The sequence below is a fragment of the Variovorax sp. YR634 genome, assembly GCF_900106655.1.
In the GTDB taxonomy this organism is placed as follows: Bacteria; Pseudomonadota; Gammaproteobacteria; order Burkholderiales; family Burkholderiaceae_C; genus Variovorax.
Genome location: NZ_FNOL01000002.1, coordinates 514,421 through 531,873, shown reverse-complemented (window position 1 = coordinate 531,873; position 17,453 = coordinate 514,421). Strand labels below are relative to the sequence as shown.

Genomic DNA, 17,453 nt, shown 5'->3' with positions numbered 1-17,453 from the left:
ATCAAGATCTCCCTTGGCTCTCTCAGCCCTATCGAATACCGGGTGAGCCTTGGACTTGCAACATAAAACCAGTCCAAGTTTTTATCCGCACCCCCCTAGGGTCAAAGAGCGGCGGAATTCAACAAGCAGAGAGCTAGCCAAGCCTTTCTTGAGGCTGTGTGCGAAAAATTGTTGTTCTGTCGCTCCGCAGTAAAAAAGCCCGCTATCGTTTAGATAGCGGGCTTTTAGTTTTTGGTGCCGGAGAGATGAATCGAACACCCGACCTTCTCATTACGAATGAGCTGCTCTACCGACTGAGCTACACCGGCGAAGCCTCAGATTATAGCCAAGAAATCACGCCTTCTCGGCGTGGTACTGGGTCAGCCGCTCAACTTCGTTACGCGAACCCAACATCACGCTCACCCGCTCATGCAGTTTGGTGGGCTGCAGGTCCAGGATGCGTTGCTTGCCGTTGGTGGCCGCGCCGCCGGCCTGCTCGACCAGCCAGCTCATGGGGTTGGCCTCGTACATCAGGCGCAGCTTGCCGGCCTTTTCGGGCTCGCGCTTGTCCCACGGGTACATGAAGACGCCGCCGCGCATCAGGATGCGGTGCACGTCGGCCACCATGCTGGCAATCCAGCGCATGTTGAAGTCCTTGCCGCGCGGGCCTTCCTTGCCGGCCAGGCATTCGTCGATGTAGCGCTTCATGGGCTCGTCCCAGTGGCGCATGTTGCTCATGTTGATGGCAAATTCCTTCGTATCGGCCGGAATCTGGATGTCTTCCTGCGTCAGCACGAAGCTGCCTTGCTCGCGGTCCAGCGTGAACATGGCCACGCCGTTGCCCACGGTCAGCACCAGGGTGGTTTGCGGGCCGTAGATGCAGTAGCCGGCGGCCACTTGCTGGGTGCCTGCCTGCAGAAAGTCGCCTTCCTGCACGCCGGGGTGGTCGTCGGGCTTCTTCAGCACGCTGAAGATGGTGCCGATGCTGACGTTCACGTCGATGTTGCTGCTGCCGTCGAGCGGGTCGAACATGAGCAGGTATTCGCCCTGCGGGTAGCGGTTGGGCACCACGTAGATGCTGTCCATTTCCTCGCTGGCCATGGCCGCGAGGTGGCCGCCCCATTCGTTGGCCTCAATCAGCACTTCGTTGGCGATGATGTCCAGCTTCTTCTGGATCTCGCCCTGCACGTTCTCGCTCTCGGCCGTGCCGAGCACGCCGCCCAGCGCGCCCTTGTTGACGGCCTGGCTGATGCTCTTGCAGGCGCGGGCGACCACTTCGAGCAGCAGGCGCAGTTGGCCGGGAATAAGGCCGTCGGCGCGTTGCTGTTCGACGAGGTAGCGGGTGAGGGAAATCTTTTGTTGAGCCATGTGTCTTGTGGGGTTCGGTTGCTTCAGTTTCCGGCCAGGGCGCGGGTCACGACTTCATGCGTGTCCTTGCTCAGGTCGGGCTTGGCGGCCACGCGGGCGATGGCTTCGCGCGCGGCGCTGCGGTACGGCTCGGCCAGCTTGCTCCAGCGGTCGAGTGCGCGGGCGAGGCGGGCAGCCACTTGCGGGTTGATGGCGTCGAGCTCGATCACGCGCTCGCTCCAGAACACGTAGCCGGCGGCGTCGGGGCGGTGGAATGCGCCGGGGTTGGCGCTGCAGTAGCTGAAGATCACGCTGCGCGCCCGGTTCGGGTTCTTCAGCGAGAAGTCGGGGTGCTTCATCAGCTGCTTGACCAGCGGCAGGATGTCGCCGCCGCGGTCGCTGGCGCCGGCCTGCAGCGAGAACCACTTGTCGATGACCAGTGCCTCGTCCTTGAAGATGGCGTGGAAGCGCGCGAGCGCCTGTGCCGCCAGGGTGTGGCCCGACGACACCAGCGCGTTGAGCGCGTTGAAGCGGTCGGTCATGTTGCCCGCGTCCTTGAAGCGCTGCAGCGTCTTGCCCGGCCACACGACGTCGCCCGAGGCGCGCGCCGCCAGGCACAGGAAGTTGAGCGCCATGCCGGCCAGCGCGCGACGGCCCGACGAGGTCGGGTCGGGGCTGTAGGCGCCGGTGTCGTGGTTCTCTTCATAGGCCCACTGCCAGTCGGCAAAGAGGGCGGTGGCCAGCTGGGCGCGCATGGCTTCGCGCACGAGGTGCACGCGCTGCGGGTCGACCACGTCGAGCTGTTCGGCAATGTAGGTTTCCGACGGCAGCGTGAGCACCAGTTCCTTGAAGGCGGCGTCGAGCTGCGGGTTGCGCAGCACGCTGCGCATGGCGTCGATGTACGCGTCGTTCAGCACCGGCGTGGTGTCGGTGGCCAGTGCGGCAATGCCTTGCAGCGCGGCGCGCAGGCCCAGGCGCTGGCCGGCCTCCCAGCGGTTGAACGGGTCGGGGTCGTTGGCCAGCAGGGTGAGCAGTTGGGCGTCGGTGTACTCGAAGTCGAGGATCACCGGCGCGCTGAAGCCGCGCAAGATGGAAGGCACGGGCTCGGCGTCGAGGCCCACGAAGGTGATCTGCTCGCCGGCGCGCGACAGCACCAGCGTGCGGGTGCCGCGGGTCACGTCGCTTTCGCCTTCGAGCTGCATCGGCAGTTCGCGGCCGCTGGCGTCAAGCAGGCCGATGTTCAGCGGAATGACGAAGGGCTCCTTCGTCGGCTGGCCCGGCGTGGGCGGGCAGCTCTGCACCACGCTCAGGGTGTAGCTGCGGCTCTGCGCGTCGTACACGCCGTGGGCCGCAAGGCGGGGCGTGCCGGCCTGGCTGTACCAGCGCTTGAACTGGGGCAGCAGGCGTGCCAGTTCCGACTCGGGGTTGGCGTCGGCAATGGCCTGTGCAAAGTCGTCGCAGGTCACGGCCTGGCCGTCGTGGCGTTCGAAGTAGAGCGTGATGCCCTTTTCAAAGCCCTTGCGGCCGACCAGCGTCTGCATCATGCGCACCACCTCGGCACCCTTTTCGTAGATGGTGACGGTGTAGAAGTTGCTGATCTCGATGTAGCTGTCGGGCCGCACCGGGTGGGCCATGGGGCCCGCGTCTTCGGGGAACTGGGCGGTGCGCAGCACGCGAACGTCTTCGATGCGCTTCACGGCGCGGGCCGAGGCGTCGGCGCACAAATCCTGGCTGAATTCCTGGTCGCGGAAGACGGTGAGGCCTTCTTTCAGCGAGAGCTGGAACCAGTCGCGGCAGGTCACGCGGTCGCCGCTCCAGTTGTGGAAGTACTCGTGGCCAACCACGCTTTCGATGTTGCTGTAGTCGGCGTCGGTGGCGGTGGCCTGGTTGGCCAGAACGTACTTCGTGTTGAAGATGTTCAGGCCCTTGTTCTCCATCGCGCCCATGTTGAAGTCGCTGGTGGCAACGATCATGAAGCGGTCAAGGTCCAGCGGCAGGCCGAAGCGGGTTTCGTCCCACAGCACCGAGTTGATGAGCGAGTTCATCGCGTGCTCGGTCTTGTCGAGGTCGCCGGCGCGCACGTACACCTGCAGCAGATGCTCCTTGCCGTTGCGTGCCTTGATGCGCTGCTCGCGCGCCACCAGCTTGCCCGCCACCAGTGCGAACAGGTAGCTGGGCTTCTTGAAGGGGTCGACCCACTTGGCGAAGTGGCGGCCTTCGGGCAGTTCGCCCTGCTCGACGAGGTTGCCGTTCGACAGCAGCACCGGGTAGGAGGCCTTGGCGGCGCGCAGCGTAACGGTGTACATCGCCATCACGTCCGGACGGTCGAGGAAGTAGGTGATGCGGCGGAAGCCCTCGGCCTCGCACTGCGTGAAGAAGGTGTCTTCGCTCACGAACAGGCCCATCAGTTTGGTGTTCTTGATGGGGCAGCAGGTGGTGAAGATCTCGAGCTCGAAAGCGTCGGGCAGGCCGTCGATGACGAGCTGTTCGCCTTCCATGCGGAAGGAAGCGCCCTGGCCGTTGACCAGCACGCGCGCCAGGTTCAGCTCGTCGCCGTCCAGGCGCAGCGGCTGCACCGGCACCTCTGGGTTGCGGCGCATCTGCATGCGGTTGAGCACGCGGGTCTTGGCGGGGTCGAGGTCGAAGGTGAGGTCGACGGTGTCGATCCAATACGCCGGGGCGGCATAGTCTTCGCGGCGGATGGCAATGGGTTGCCCTTGAGCGTCACGTAGCAGCATCGAGTGTCTCCAGAAAATTCGAATGGGCGAGTTCGTTGTAGTCGCGAACCGCGGCAATCACATGGGGGCCGGCAAGCTCGGCGGCGGTATGGGTGCTGCACACGGCCACGGCGCGCATGCCGCCGCGGCGGGCGGCTTCTATGCCGAAGGGTGCGTCTTCAAAAACGATGCAGCGTTCGGGCGCAATGCCGATGCGGCGCGCGGCTTCGAGAAAAATGGCGGGCGTAGGCTTGCCAGTGAAGCCTTCGTCGCCACCCACTATGGCCAGCGGCAGCGGGTCCATCTTCAGGCGCGACATGGCGAATTCGATGTTGCCCTTGTCGCCGGCCGTGCCCACCGCCACCTTCAGGCCGCGTGCAACGGCGGCCTTGGCAAAGGCCGTGAAGCCCGCCACTTCGGTGAAGTTGTCGCTGAACATGGCGCGGTAGATCTCTTCCTTCTCGTGCACCATCGCCTGGCACTCCTCGTCGGAGAGCTCGCGCTCGAACAGTTCGCGCATGCACTCGGTGCCGGTGCGGCCCGTGGTGCGCGCAAGGATGTCGCTCACGTCGAGCTTCAGCCCGTGGCGCGCCACGAACTCCACCCACGAGCGCGCATGCCAGGGCATGGAGTCGATCATGGTGCCGTCCATGTCGAAGATGAAGGCTTCGACCTTGCCACCATCCTTCAGGCTTTTCAGGCTCATCGGTTTTACACGCCCTGCTTGAGAGAGGCTTCGATGAACACGTCGAGGTCGCCGTCCAGCACCTTCTGCGTGGCCGAAACTTCCACGTTGGTGCGCAGGTCCTTGATGCGGCTGTTGTCCAGCACGTAGCTGCGGATCTGGTGGCCCCAGCCCACGTCGGTCTTGCTGTCTTCGAGCTTTTGCTGCTCTTCCTGGCGCTTGCGCATCTCGTGGTCGTACAGGCGCGAGCGCAGGCGCTTCCACGCCACGTCGCGGTTGCTGTGCTGGCTGCGGCCGTCCTGGCACTGCACCACGATGCCGGTCGGGATGTGCGTCAGGCGCACGGCCGAGTCGGTCTTGTTGATGTGCTGGCCGCCCGCGCCGCTGGCGCGGAAGGTGTCGGTGCGCACGTCGGCCGGGTTGATCTCGATCTCGATGGAGTCGTCGATTTCCGGGTACACGAAGATGCTGGCAAAGCTCGTGTGGCGGCCGCCCGACGAGTCGAACGGCGACTTGCGCACCAGGCGGTGCACGCCGGTCTCGGTGCGCAGCAGGCCGAAGGCGTAGTCGCCCTCGACCTTGATGGTCGCGCCCTTGATGCCGGCGGTGTCGCCGGGCGTTTCGTCTTCGATCTGCGTCTTGAAGCCCTTGCGCTCGGCGTACTTCAGGTACTGGCGCAGCAGCATGCTGGCCCAGTCACAGGCCTCGGTGCCGCCGGCGCCGGCCTGGATGTCGACGAAGGCGTTCAGCGGATCGGCCGGGTTGTTGAACATCCGGCGGAATTCGAGCTGCTTGATGTCGGCTTCGAGCGTGGCGGCGTCATCGGCAATGGCCTGCAGGCCATCCATGTCGCCGTCTTCCTTCGACATCTCGAAGAGTTCGGTGTTGTCCGAGAGCCCGTTGGTGAGCCGGTCGAGCGTGACGACCACGTCGTCGAGCGACTTCTTTTCCTTGCCCAGTTCCTGGGCCTTCTTCGGGTCGTTCCAGACGTTCGGGTCTTCGAGCGATGCGTTGACCGTCCTCAGACGTTCGGCTTTGGCATCGTAGTCAAAGATACCTCCGTAAATCGACCGTACGGACGCTCAGGTCCGCGAGCATTGCGCCGATTTGGTTGATCTGTTCTGCGTCCATGGGGTGTCCTGACTGTGTTCGGGGAAACCGGGCATTTTCTCACGGTCCGCCAGCCAGCCAGGGAGTGCCCCTGTATTGCGCCTTTCCCCTCTGGGGGAAGGCGCAAGACCCGAAATCAGAACGCCGGCACGAGCGAGCCCTTGAACTGGGTCTCGATGAAGCTCTTCACCTCCGGCGACTGGTAGGCGGCCACGAGGCGCTTGGCCCAGGGCTTGTCCTTGTCGGCGCGGCGCACGGCGATCAGGTTGGCGTACGGGCTCTTCGGCGATTCCTTGATCACGGCGTCCTTGTTCAGCGACAGGCCGGCCTTCTCGGCGTAGTCGTTGTTGATGGAGGCAATGGTCAGGTCGTCGAGCGAGCGCGGCAGCTGGGCCGCGTCGAGAGCCACCAGCTTCAGCTTCTTGGGGTTCGTCACCACGTCCAGCGGCGTGGCCGTGTTGTTCTTCACCGCCTCGGGTTTCAGCGTGATCAGGCCGGCCTGCTGCAGCAGCAACAGCGCGCGGTTGCCGTTCGACGGGTCGTTCTGGATGCCGACCGAGGCGCCATCGGGCAACTGGTCGATCGACTTGATCTTGCGCGAGTAGAAGCCCAGCGGCGCGGTGATGGTCAGGCCCACGGGCACGATGTCGAAGCCGCGCGCCTTGTTCTGGTTGTCGAGAAAGGGCTGGTGCTGGAAGGCGTTGGCGTCGAGGTCGCCCGAGGCCAGCGCCGCATTGGGCAGCTGGTAGTCGTTGAACACCACGACCTGGATGTTCAGGCCGTCCTTGGCGGCGACCTTCTTGACCACCTCGAAGATCTGCTCGCCGTTGCCGACGGAGACACCGACCTTGAGCGTGTTCTTGTCCTGCGCGAAGGCGGCGCTGCCGGCGAAGAGGGCGGCGGCCAGCGTGGCAAGGGCGAGGGTGCGGCGGCGGAAAGAGGTATGCATGTCGTTGCGCGAAATCAAAAAAAGAAGGCGCGAATGTGGCATTGCCGCCAGCGTTTGGGAACGAACCAATGCGCATATCGATATGGCGTGTCTTGCTCGCTACAGGATTTCCTTATGCGCATATGCGTATAAACAGCATCCTTTTTGTTCGTTCCCTTTCGCTGCGTTTCTTTTCATACTCGGCACCTTTTTGCGAACCTCCGCGACCTGCCTTTGCGCGGGCTGCGCATCTTTTCCATGACCCACCCTACGCCTGACACGGGCCGCGGCCACGCGGCGCCAGTCATCCGTCTTCAATCGGTGCAGAAGTCTTTTGCCTTGCCCAACGGCGAGGTGTTCGACGCCGTGCAGTCGCTGTCGCTCGACATCCAGCAGGGCGACGTGTTCGGCCTGATCGGCAAGAGCGGCGCCGGCAAATCGACGCTGCTGCGCCTCATCAACCTGCTGGAGCGGCCCGATTCGGGCCAGGTCTTCGTCGGCGGGCGCGACCTCACCACGCTCTCGCGCCGCGAGCTGCGCGATACGCGCCAGAACATCGGCATGATCTTCCAGCAGTTCAACCTGCTGCAGAACGCCACGGTGTTCGACAACGTGGCCTTCCCGCTGAAGATCCACGGTCGCCATTCGAAGGCCGAAATCAACGCGCGGGTGCGCGAATGCCTGGTGCTCGTGGGCCTGGCCGAGAAGATCGACACCTACCCGGCCCAGCTCTCCGGCGGCCAGAAGCAGCGCGTGGCCATTGCCCGCGCGCTGGCGCCGCGCCCGCAAGTGCTGCTGTGCGACGAGCCCACCTCGGCGCTCGACTCCGAAACCACGCGCTCGCTGCTGGAAACGCTGCGCGAAATCAACCAGAAGATCGGCGTGACCATCGTGATCGTCACGCACGAGCTGTCGGTGGTCGAGGTGCTGTGCCGCAACGTGGCCATCCTCGAAAAGGGCCGGCTGGTGGAGCAGTTCGCGGTCGATGCACCGAGCGTGGAGCGCAAGACCGCGCTGGGCCGCGAAATCGACGAACTGGTGCGCCGCCGCGAACGCGAGGCGCGCGAACCCTACTCGCCGCGCCCGCCCTCGCAGCTCGGCGCACAGGAGCTGGCCTATGTTTGAGAACATCGCCCCCATCCTCCCCGAGCTGTGGGTCGCCACCGGCCAGACCTTCATGATGCTGGCCATCGGCCTGTCGGCCGCCGTGCTCATCGGCGGGCCGCTGGGCATCCTGCTGTTCCTGCTGGGTCCCGGCCAGTCGCTCGAGAACAAGCCCGCGTTCCTGGTGCTCAACTGGCTGGTGAACACGGTGCGTTCGTTCCCTTTCATCATCTTGCTGGTGGCGCTGGTGCCCTTCACGCGGGTGATCGCGGGCACGTCGATCGGGCCGCTGGCGGCCGCGGTGCCCCTGTCGTTCGCGGCCATTCCGTACCTGGCCCGGCTGGTCGACCAGTGCCTGCGCGAAGTGCCGCGCGGCGTGATCGAGGCGGCGCATGCCATGGGCGCGACCGAGCTGCAGATCGTCTGGCGCGTGCTGCTGGTCGAGGCCCGTTCGGGGCTGGTGCTGGCGCTGACGGTGCTGGCCGTGAGCTTTCTCTCGTACTCGGCGGTGGCCGGCGTGGTGGGCGGCGGCGGTATCGGTGACCTTGCCATCCGCTACGGCTACTACCGTTTCCAGACCGATGTGATGGTGCTCACCGTGGCGCTGCTCGTGGTGCTGGTACAGATCCTGCAATTCGTGGGTAACACCACGGCAAGCAGGCTCGACAAGCGTTGATTCCTTCTCTTTTCTTCCCTGCTTTCCCTATCTCATGAAAACCGCATTCCTGCGCCGTTCCGTTCTCGCCCTGTCCCTGGCTGCCGTCTCGTTCGGCGGCCTCTCGCTGCAGGCCCACGCGCAAGACCCCGCCAAGAAGAACCTCGTGATCGGCGGCACCGCCGGCTCCAACGCCGACCAGCTCAAGGCCGGCATCGTGCCCATCCTCGAAAAGAAGGGCTACAAGGTGAAGCTGGTCGAGTTCAACGACTACGTGCAGCCCAACCTGGCGCTGGCCCAGGGCTCGCTCGACGCCAATTTCTTCCAGCATCAGGTGTACCTGAAGAAGTTCGCGGCCGACCAGAAGCTCGACCTCTCCGAACTGGTGCAAGGCCCGATCGCGCCCATGGGCGTGTACTCGACCAAGCGCAAGACGCTGGCCGACGTGAAGGAAGGCGACCGCGTGACGCTGCCGAACGATCCGAGCAACCTGGCCCGCGCGCTGGTGCTGCTGGAGCAGAACAAGCTGATCACCATCAAGACCGGCATCGATCCGTTGCGCGCGTCCGAAAAGGACGTGGCCGAGAACCCGAAGAAGCTGAAGTTCATTCCGCTCGAAGCTGCGCAACTGCCACGCTCGCTGGGCGACACTGAATACGCCATCGTCAACGGCAACTTCGCGATCTCGTCGGGCCTGAAGCTCACCGAGGCCGTGGTGCTCGAGAAAACGCCCGACTACTACCTGAATGTGGTCGCCGTGAAGACCGCCGACAAGAACACCCAGTGGGCCAAGGACATCGCCGATGCCTACCGCTCGAAGGAGTTCAAGGCCGTGGTCGACAGCAAGTTCCAGGGCTACGCCAAGCCCAGCTTCCTGCAATAACTCTTCCCGCAAGAAAAGGACTCCCATGCCCGTTCTGGCCGTATTCGATGCTCAGGGAAGCTGGCGCGACACACATGTGTGCGACGGCTGGATCACCGAACACCTGGCCGGGCAGGGCGTGAGTTGGGGGCGTGGCAAGAAGAAGGGGCAGCGCGTGCTCGACAGCGCGGGGCTGTTCTACGTGCCGACTGCCGACGGCTACCTGGGGCTGCTGCTGGAGGCTGGCGAGTGGGCTGCCATTCCGGCCGGCAAGCCGCATTTCTTCGATGCAGGCGAGGCCGAGTCGCTCGACGGCTTGCCTGCCGCGCTGCCGCTGTTCGAAGCCTTTGTCGAAGAAGTGCTGTCCCTTACGGGTAACGACGCCGACGAAGAGTGAAGGGCGTGGCCGGTCTCAGGCCGCCAGCCGCTGTTGCGCCGCTCGACCGGCGGGCCGCGCCAGCCCCAGATGGTCGCGCAGCGTGCGGCCTTCGTACTCGGTGCGGAAGATCCCGCGCTTCTGCAGGATCGGCACCACGCCGTCGACAAAATCCTGCAGCCCATGCGGCAGCGCATCGGGCATCAGGTTGAACCCATCGGCCGCACCGGCCCTGAACCAGCGCTCGATGTCGTCCGCGATCTGCTCCGGCGTGCCCACGATCACGCGGTGTCCACCGCCGCCCGCCAGTTCGCGAATCAACTGCCGCACCGTGTAGCCGTGGGTGCGGCCCGCCGCGACCACTGCATTGAAGAAGGTGTGGTTACCGTTGCCATTGCCTGGCAACGGAAGGTCTTCAGGCAGGCGCTCGTCGAGCTTCAGGCGGTCGGGCGCAATGCCCAGCGTGCCGGCGATGCGCGTCAGGCTGTAGTCCCACGGAATCAGGTCGACCAGCTCGTCGCGCCGGCGGCGGGCTTCGGCCTCGGTACTGCCGACGATGGTGGTCAGGCCCGCGAGCACCTTCACTGCGTCGGGGCCGCGGCCCAGTTCGGCGGCGCGTGTCTTCAGTGCGTGGGCATACGCCAGAGATTCCTCGAACGACTGCGAGGCCGAGAACACTGCCTCCGCATGGCGCGACGCCAGCTCGCGCCCGTCGGCCGAAGCACCGGCCTGCACCAGCACCGGGTGCCCCTGCGGCGGGCGCGGCAGGTTCAGCGGGCCCTGCACCGCGAAGTGTTCGCCGCGGTGCGCAATGGCGTGCACCTTCGTTGTGTCGATGAAGCTGCCGGTGGCCTTGTCGCCGATGAAGGCGTCGTCTTCCCAGCTGTCCCACAGCGCCTTCACGATGTCGGTGAACTCCGAGGCGCGTGCGTAGCGCTTCGCATGGTCGGGCGTGGCGTCGAGGCCGAAGTTGCGTGCTGAGGGCAGGTCGGCCGTGGTCACCACGTTCCAGCCCGCGCGGCCGCCGCTCACATGGTCGAGCGTGGCGAAGCGGCGGGCGATGTTGTAGGGCTCGTTGTAGCTCGTCGAGGCAGTGGCGATCAGGCCGATGTGCGTGGTGGCGGCGGCCACGCAGGCCAGCAGCACCGTGGGTTCCAGTGCGGTGATCGGGCGGAAGTTGATCTGGTCGACGATGGCCGCGTTGTCGGCGAGAAACACCGCATCGAGCTTGGCCGCCTCGGCGATCTGCGCCGTGCGGATGTAGTGCCGGATGTCGGCAAAGGCCCGCGGATCGCTCTCCGGCAGGCGCCATGCCGAGGGCACGAAGCCCGAATGCAGGATGTTGACGTTGAGGTGCAGTTGCCGGGGCTTGGGGCTGGTCGAAAGGCTCATTGGGAGAAGTAGTCGGGCAGCCGGTAGCCGGCCCATGTCGGGTTGGCCCTGAAGAAGCGCTGGAACTCGGCCGACTGGTAGGCCGCCGCAATGTCTTTCGCGAACTGTGCTTGCTCATTGCTGCGCTTGACGGCCACCACGTTCACGTAGGGCAGCGTCATGTTCTCGAGCTTGAGCGCATCGGTGAGCTTCAGGCCCGAGGCCACCGCGAAGTTGCCCTGCACGGCCGCGATGTCGGCATCGGCCAGCGAGCGCGGGGCCTGCGCGGCTTCGAGCGGCACCAGCTTCAGGCGCTTCGGGTTGGTGGCGATGTCGCGCTCCGACACGGCCAGCGGGCTCACGCCCGGCTTGAGCGTGACCCAGCCGACGGCCGCGAGGATGTTGAGCGCGCGCGCCGCGTTCACCGGGTCCGAAGGCAGCGTGACCGTGGCGCCGTCGGGCACCGTGTCGAGCGACTTGTGGCGCTGCGAGTAAAGGCCCATCGGCGGCGTCGGCACATGCACCACCGGCACGAGGTCGAAGCCCTGCTGCTTGTTGGTGGCGTTGAGGTACAGCGTGTGCTGGAAGATGTTGGCGTCGATCTGCCCGCGCTCGACTGCGTCGTTGGGCTGCACGCCCTGGCTGAACTCGACGTACTTGACGGTGTAGCCGAGCTTCTTCAGCTGGGGCTCGATGCCGTTCGTGAAGGCATCGCGGTACGGGCCGGGCATGAAGCCCACGCGCAGGTCGGCGGCGTGGGCGGAAACCTGAAGAAGCAGGCTCAGGGCAAGGCCGCCGAGCAGTGGGGCGGACCAGCGCGCCAGCGAGGGCGCGCGCGAAGAAAAGCGCATGACAGGCAACTCCGGGAGGCAAGAGGGAGCTGCGCACTCTAGGTCGCGGTGCCTGCGGCGCGAACGAAGATTCGTGCGCTTCTATATCCGCTCGGCAAATATCAGGCGGGTGGGCCTTCGTTCTTCAGGAAGTCGACGAACGCGCGCAGCGGCGCAGGCATGTGCGTACGGCTAGGGTAGTACAGGAACGGCCCCGAAAAACTCTGCCACCAGTCTTCGAGCACGGGCACCAGCGTGCCGCGGTCGATGGAGGGCCGCAGGTATTCGTCGAAGGTGTAGATCAGGCCCAGGCCCGACTCGGCGGCGTGCAGTTCGAGGTCGAGCATCGACGCGATCAGCGGCCCTGCCGGCGTGATCTTGACGGCCTTGCCCTTGCGCACGAAGCCCCAGGTGGCGAGCACGCCGCTCGGGAAACGGTGGGCGATGCAGGCGTGCTGCAGCAGGTCGGTCGGGTGTTTGGGCGTTCCGTGCTTCGCCAGGTAGGCAGGCGACGCCGCGGCCACGAAGCGCTGCGTGCGAGGGCCCAGAGGCACGGCGATCATGTCGCGCGCAATGCTCTCGTCGTAGCGGATGCCGGCGTCGAAGCCCGCGGCGAGTACGTCGATGAAGGTGTCGTTGGTCGTGATCTCCAGCGTGATGCCCGGGTGCTCCGCCAGGAAGCGGCTGGCCAGCGGCGGCAGCACGCGCTGCGTCACGATCGTCGGTACGTTCAGCCGCAGCGTGCCGGTGGGACTGTCGCGAAAGCTGTTGAGCGTGTCGAGCGCGCCCGCGATGTCGTCGAGCGCGGGCGAGATGCGGTCCAGCAGCCGCTGGCCGGCTTCGGTGGGTGTGACGCTGCGCGTCGTGCGGTTCAGCAGGCGCACGCCAAGCTGCGCTTCGAGCCGCCGCATGGCCTCGCTGAGCGAGGAGGGCGATACGCCGCGCAGCGTGGCGGCGCCGCGAAAGCCGCGCGCCCGGGTCACGGCAACGAAGGCGCCGAGATCGGAAAGATCGGGGTCAGTCATGGCGGGATTGTGCGTTTTTCTGCACAACCCGTGCGCTGCCGGACGGATTATCGAACGGGCCGATTCCTTCCAGACTAGCGCGATGGCGTTCGCAATCGCGACCGGCCACAGTCAGAAAGTCAGAAAGGACACTGCAATGAACACACTTCAACTCGGCACCAAGGCCATGAACGGCCCCAAGGTCTCCGCCTTCGGCCTCGGCTGCATGGGCATGTCGGGCATGTACGGCCCTTCGGATCGCGCAGAAAGCATCGCCACCATCCATGCCGCGATGGACGCAGGCATCACGCTGCTCGACACCGGCGACTTCTACGGCAGCGGCCACAACGAAATGCTGATCGGTGAAGCGCTCAAGGACCTCAAAGGCTCGCAGCGCGATGCTGCACTGGTCAGCGTGAAGTTCGGCGCCATGCGCGACCCGGCCGGCGGCTGGGTTGGCTACGACGCGCGGCCCGCGGCGGTGAAGAATTTCGCCACCTACTCGCTGCAGCGCCTGGGCGTGGACCACATCGACATCTATCGCCCGGCGCGGCTCGACCCGAACGTGCCGATCGAGGACACCATCGGCGCCATCGCCGACCTGGTGAAGGCGGGCTACGTGCGCCACATCGGCCTGTCGGAAGTCGGCTCGCAGACCATCCGCAAGGCGGCGGCCGTGCACCCGATCTGCGACCTGCAGATCGAGTATTCGCTGATCTCGCGCGGCATCGAGGACGACATCCTCGCGACCTGCCGCAAGCTGGGCATCGGCATCACCGCGTACGGCGTGCTCTCGCGCGGCCTGATCAGCGGGCACTGGAAGAAGGATGCGGCGGGCGAGAAGGATTTCCGGGCGCACAGCCCGCGCTTCCAGGGCGAGAACGTGGACCGCAACCTCGCGCTGGTCGATGCGCTGCGCAAGATTGCCGAGGCCAAGGGCGTCACCGTCGCGCAGATCGCCATTGCATGGGTGGCGGCGCAGGGCGACGACATCGTGCCGCTGATCGGCGCGCGGCAGCGCACGCGGCTCGACGAGGCACTGGGCGCGCTGAACGTGAAGCTGGCGGCCGACGACTTCGCAGCCATCGAGCGCGCGGTGCCGAAGGGCGCTGCAGCCGGCGACCGCTATGCGGCGGCGCAGATGGCGAGCCTGGACAGCGAATCGCGCCGCGCCTGAGCCTCAGTTCGCGAGGAATTCCTCGATCATCCGCGCCACGCGCTGCGGCTGGTCGTGGTGCAGCATGTGACCGGCGTCTTCGAGGCGCTCGATGCGGCTGTTGGCAACCGACCTCAGGCGTTCGTGGAATTCGTCGAGCGTGTAGCGGTTCTTCCACCAGCCTTTCAGGCTGTCGTCGGATGCCTCGACCATCAGCAACGGAGCGGTGATGCGCGCGTAGAGCGCCAGCGTTTCGTCGACGCGGAAGATGTGTGCGTTGACGATCTTGTGTGCCGCCTCGCCGAGGATCTGCCAGCGTTCGCTGCCGTCGGGCTGCGCGTGGTTCACCGACCAGTGGCTGGCCAGCCAGTTGGCCTTGTCGGGCGTGAGGCGCGGGTTGGTCTTCATGAGGCGGCGCGCCACGCCGTCCACGGCCGAATAGCCGGCCAGCGCCATCTCGCCGCGATGCAGGCGCTTGAGCTCGTCGATCCACTGGCCGTAGCGCGCGGGCGCTTCATCGGGCTTGCGCGCGGGCATGCCGAAGCCTTCGAGATTGACGAGGCGGCGGATGCGCTGGGGCCGCACGCCGGCGTAGTGCATGACGACGTTGCCGCCCATGCTGTGGCCGACGAGGTCGACCTGCCGGGCGCTGTCGTCTTCGCCCGCGTAATGGTCGAGCAGCCATTCGAGGTCTGCCAGGTAGTCGGCGAGCCAGTAGTTGTCGACGCCGCCGCCGTCGGTCAGGCCGAAGCCGCGCCAGTCGGGGGCGATGATGAAGCGGTCTTCCTCCATCGCATCGACCACGAACTGCCACGACGCCGCCACGTCCATCCAGCCATGCACCAGCACCAGCGGCGGGCGCTCGTCGGAGGGCTGGCCCCAGAGGCGCACGTGGTAGCTGAGGTTGCGCACGGGCACGAATTCGCTGCGGGAGGGGCGGAGGGCTTGGTACATGGGCGTCGATGATAAAGAGGCCTTTGTGCTGACGCAGTCCGGCACAGGACAGCGGGCGGGGGTGGAACGCTCGGGTTTTGATGGGGCGGCCAGCAGGCTGTGGGGCGGGGCGGTAGCATCCCGCGCATGAAAAAGATCCAACTCGGTCAAAGCGACCTGCACGTCACCCCGATCTGCCTTGGCACGATGACCTTCGGCGAACAGGTCGACGAGCCCACCTCCCACGCCATTCTGAGCCGCTCGCTCGAGCGCGGCGTCGACTTCATCGACACCGCCGAGATGTACTCGGTGCCCACGCGCAAGGAAACCTACAGCGTCACCGAGACCATCATCGGCAACTGGTTCGCCGCCAACCCCGGTGCGCGCGAGAAGCTGGTGGTCGCGACCAAGGTGGCCGGCCCGTCGCGCGGCATGCCCTGGGTGCGCGAAGGCAGCGGCATGACGGCGGCCGACATCGAAGCCTCGTGCAACGCCAGCCTGAAGCGGCTGCGCACGGACGTCATCGACCTCTACCAGATCCACTGGCCGGAGCGTCACGTGCCGCTGTTCGGCAACATGTATTACGACCCGGCGAAGGAAACCTCGAAGACGCCGATCCACGAGCAGCTCGAGGCGCTGGGCAAGCTGGTGAAGGCGGGCAAGGTGCGCGCCATCGGCCTGTCGAACGAAACGCCTTACGGCGTGCACGAGTTCGTTCGGCTGGCCGAACAGCACGGGCTGCCGCGCGTAGCGACGGTCCAGAACGTGTACAGCCTCATCAGCCGCGGCCACGAGAACGCGCTGGACGAGACGATGCACCGGCTGGGCGTGTCGCTGCTGGCGTATTCGCCGCTGGCCTTCGGCCTGCTGACGGGCAAGTACGACCAGAGCGGCATCGAAGGGCCGGATGCGCCGAAGGGCGCGCGGATTTCGAGCTACGAATCGGTGCGCAAGCAGCGTTGGGGCCGTCCCGATTCGCTGCGCGCGGCCAAGCGCTACAACCAGCTGGCCCGCGACAACGGCCTGACGCCGACGCAGCTGGCGCTGGCCTTCTGCTACACGAAGTGGCAGGTGGCGAGCACGATCATCGGCGTGACCTCGGTGGCGCAGCTGGAAGAAGACCTGGACGTGTACGGCACCACGTTGTCGGCGGAAATCCTGGCGGAGATCGACAAGATCCGCTGGGAGATTCGCGACCCTGCTGCGTAATTCAACGGCCACATTCGCCCTGGGCGGCGGCCAGGGCGAGGGCTGGCAGGCTCAGCAGGCCCATGTTGCCGCCTTTGAACTGGCCCTTCATGCAGTCGCCGTGTGCAGCGCTTGCGACGCCTGCGCTCAACCTGGAATCAAAGGCTGAGCGCGGGGTGCCATTGAGGTTCTGGCCGGCGCGTTCCGCGAATGAGCGCTCGCGGCCGATGTCGCGCAGGGCGCGGCGGGTGCTTTCCGAATGAAGGATCAGCGGCGCGGGGGTTGTCGTGGCTTGCGGCGGCTGTGTGGCTGGCGTAGCGGGGACGGTGATCGCCTTGCCGCGAGCAGTTCGGGGCATGCGCGTGGTTGTCGCGCGTGTGGTCGCAGTCGTGGTTTGCGGCGCCGCTTCCCGCGGTGCGGGAGGCACGGCCTTCACTGGGGCTTCGACCTGCACCACCTCCATGACCATTCGCTTCACCGGGGCGGTCTCGCGGCCGTGCGGCTGCGTGGCGACCAGCAGCAGCCAGAGCACCGCCGCGTGCATCGCCACCACGGCCAGCACCAGCCCGAGGTAGAACGAAGCCGTGGCCACCGGGGCTGGCGTATGCTGCATGGCTGGAACGGAATTCAATGTAGTACGGCAGATTTTTTGCCATGGGACACCAGGTTTTCTGAAGCGATCCTGAACCCGCAATTGCCACCGAGATGGCCAAGAAAAGCACTCACACCTCCGAGACGCCCGCCACCCAGTTGCTGCGCGCGCACAAGATCACCTTCACCGAGCACCCCTACGAGTACGTCGAGCACGGCGGTGCGCAGCGCGGCGCCGAGATGCTCGGGCTCGACCCGTTCACCGTCATCAAGACGCTGGTCATGCAGGACCAGGACGCCAAGCCGCTGATCGTGCTGATGCACGGCAACCGCACGGTGTCGACCAAGAACCTCGCGCGGCAGATCGGCGCCAAGTCGGTCGAGCCCTGCAAGCCCGAGGTGGCGCAGCGGCACAGCGGGTACATGGTGGGTGGTACTTCGCCGTTCGGCACGCGGCGCGAGATGCCGGTGTATGTGGAATCGACCATCCTCGAACTGCCGAGGATCGTGCTCAACGGCGGGCGCCGCGGCTACCTGATCGGCATCGATCCGCAGGTGTGCGTGGGGTTGCTGGGCGCGAAGCCCGTGCAGTGTGCGCTGGCAGAATAGCCGGCGCC

Annotated in this window: 17 protein-coding genes and 1 tRNA gene; 7 read left to right on the top strand and 11 right to left on the bottom strand. The window is 65.8% G+C overall.

Annotated features, from left to right (window positions below):
- Positions 1 to 232: 232 nt before the first annotated feature.
- The 6 genes from BLV60_RS06675 to BLV60_RS06650 form a co-directional block, all read right to left on the bottom strand.
- A tRNA-Thr gene (locus tag BLV60_RS06675) sits at positions 233 to 308 on the bottom strand.
- A 25-nt stretch (positions 309 to 333) separates the two neighbouring features.
- The gene (locus tag BLV60_RS06670; protein ID WP_093051765.1) at positions 334 to 1,347 is read right to left on the bottom strand and encodes a class 1 fructose-bisphosphatase; all 1,014 of its coding nucleotides are present in this window, start codon (positions 1,345 to 1,347) and stop codon (positions 334 to 336) included.
- A gap of 23 nt (positions 1,348 to 1,370) precedes the next feature.
- Positions 1,371 to 4,064 (bottom strand): aminopeptidase N, encoded by a 2,694-nt coding sequence (gene pepN / locus BLV60_RS06665; protein WP_093051762.1) that lies wholly within the window; start codon positions 4,062 to 4,064, stop codon positions 1,371 to 1,373.
- On the bottom strand, positions 4,051 to 4,749 hold the full coding sequence (locus tag BLV60_RS06660) for an HAD family hydrolase (RefSeq protein ID WP_093051759.1): 699 nt from the start codon (positions 4,747 to 4,749) through the stop codon (positions 4,051 to 4,053). The genes pepN and BLV60_RS06660 overlap by 14 nt, the downstream gene beginning before the upstream one ends.
- 5 nt (positions 4,750 to 4,754) lie before the next feature.
- Positions 4,755 to 5,859, bottom strand: a protein-coding gene (prfB, locus tag BLV60_RS06655) for a peptide chain release factor 2 (RefSeq protein ID WP_097198623.1) whose coding sequence is annotated in 2 segments (ribosomal slippage) — positions 4,755 to 5,777 and positions 5,779 to 5,859 — 1,104 coding nt in all. Because the reading frame shifts where the segments join, the coding sequence is not laid out codon by codon here.
- A gap of 115 nt (positions 5,860 to 5,974) precedes the next feature.
- Positions 5,975 to 6,787: a MetQ/NlpA family ABC transporter substrate-binding protein gene (locus tag BLV60_RS06650; protein ID WP_093051901.1), complete on the bottom strand. Its 813-nt coding sequence runs from the start codon at positions 6,785 to 6,787 to the stop codon at positions 5,975 to 5,977.
- 237 nt (positions 6,788 to 7,024) lie between these two features.
- Between BLV60_RS06650 and BLV60_RS06645 the strand changes: the two genes are divergently transcribed.
- From BLV60_RS06645 to BLV60_RS06630, 4 genes are read left to right on the top strand one after another with little or no spacing between them, the layout of a single operon-like run.
- Positions 7,025 to 7,891, top strand: a complete 867-nt coding sequence (locus BLV60_RS06645) for a methionine ABC transporter ATP-binding protein (RefSeq protein WP_093051898.1) — start codon at positions 7,025 to 7,027, stop codon at positions 7,889 to 7,891.
- Positions 7,884 to 8,546: a methionine ABC transporter permease gene (locus tag BLV60_RS06640; RefSeq protein ID WP_007835547.1), complete on the top strand. Its 663-nt coding sequence runs from the start codon at positions 7,884 to 7,886 to the stop codon at positions 8,544 to 8,546. The genes BLV60_RS06645 and BLV60_RS06640 overlap by 8 nt, the downstream gene beginning before the upstream one ends.
- 34 nt (positions 8,547 to 8,580) lie before the next feature.
- On the top strand, positions 8,581 to 9,408 hold the full coding sequence (locus BLV60_RS06635) for a MetQ/NlpA family ABC transporter substrate-binding protein (RefSeq protein ID WP_093051756.1): 828 nt from the start codon (positions 8,581 to 8,583) through the stop codon (positions 9,406 to 9,408).
- Positions 9,409 to 9,433: 25 nt separating this feature from the next.
- Positions 9,434 to 9,784: a cupin domain-containing protein gene (locus BLV60_RS06630; RefSeq protein WP_093051753.1), complete on the top strand. Its 351-nt coding sequence runs from the start codon at positions 9,434 to 9,436 to the stop codon at positions 9,782 to 9,784.
- A 15-nt stretch (positions 9,785 to 9,799) separates the two neighbouring features.
- Here the strand turns inward: BLV60_RS06630 and BLV60_RS06625 are convergent, their stop codons facing one another.
- From BLV60_RS06625 to BLV60_RS06615, 3 genes are all read right to left on the bottom strand, one after another.
- Positions 9,800 to 11,155: an LLM class flavin-dependent oxidoreductase gene (locus BLV60_RS06625; RefSeq protein WP_093051750.1), complete on the bottom strand. Its 1,356-nt coding sequence runs from the start codon at positions 11,153 to 11,155 to the stop codon at positions 9,800 to 9,802.
- On the bottom strand, positions 11,152 to 11,985 hold the full coding sequence (locus BLV60_RS06620) for a MetQ/NlpA family ABC transporter substrate-binding protein (protein WP_093051747.1): 834 nt from the start codon (positions 11,983 to 11,985) through the stop codon (positions 11,152 to 11,154). The genes BLV60_RS06625 and BLV60_RS06620 overlap by 4 nt, the downstream gene beginning before the upstream one ends.
- Positions 11,986 to 12,086: 101 nt before the next feature.
- On the bottom strand, positions 12,087 to 12,989 hold the full coding sequence (locus tag BLV60_RS06615; protein ID WP_093051743.1) for a LysR family transcriptional regulator: 903 nt from the start codon (positions 12,987 to 12,989) through the stop codon (positions 12,087 to 12,089).
- Between the two features lie 136 nt (positions 12,990 to 13,125).
- Between BLV60_RS06615 and BLV60_RS06610 the strand changes: the two genes are divergently transcribed.
- Positions 13,126 to 14,145, top strand: coding sequence for an aldo/keto reductase (locus tag BLV60_RS06610; protein ID WP_093051896.1), 1,020 nt, complete (start codon positions 13,126 to 13,128; stop codon positions 14,143 to 14,145).
- A gap of 3 nt (positions 14,146 to 14,148) precedes the next feature.
- Here the strand turns inward: BLV60_RS06610 and BLV60_RS06605 are convergent, their stop codons facing one another.
- Positions 14,149 to 15,078, bottom strand: coding sequence for an alpha/beta fold hydrolase (locus BLV60_RS06605; RefSeq protein WP_093051740.1), 930 nt, complete (start codon positions 15,076 to 15,078; stop codon positions 14,149 to 14,151).
- 126 nt (positions 15,079 to 15,204) lie between these two features.
- Here BLV60_RS06605 and BLV60_RS06600 point away from each other — a divergent pair, with 126 nt between their 5' ends.
- Positions 15,205 to 16,266, top strand: coding sequence for an aldo/keto reductase (locus BLV60_RS06600; protein ID WP_093051737.1), 1,062 nt, complete (start codon positions 15,205 to 15,207; stop codon positions 16,264 to 16,266).
- A gap of 1 nt (position 16,267) precedes the next feature.
- Here the strand turns inward: BLV60_RS06600 and BLV60_RS06595 are convergent, their stop codons facing one another.
- Positions 16,268 to 16,858, bottom strand: coding sequence for a hypothetical protein (locus tag BLV60_RS06595; RefSeq protein ID WP_093176874.1), 591 nt, complete (start codon positions 16,856 to 16,858; stop codon positions 16,268 to 16,270).
- A gap of 92 nt (positions 16,859 to 16,950) precedes the next feature.
- On the opposite strand from BLV60_RS06595, the gene BLV60_RS06590 reads away from it, so the two are divergent.
- Positions 16,951 to 17,445, top strand: coding sequence for an aminoacyl-tRNA deacylase (locus BLV60_RS06590; protein WP_093051731.1), 495 nt, complete (start codon positions 16,951 to 16,953; stop codon positions 17,443 to 17,445).
- The last annotated feature ends 8 nt before the right edge of the window (positions 17,446 to 17,453 follow it).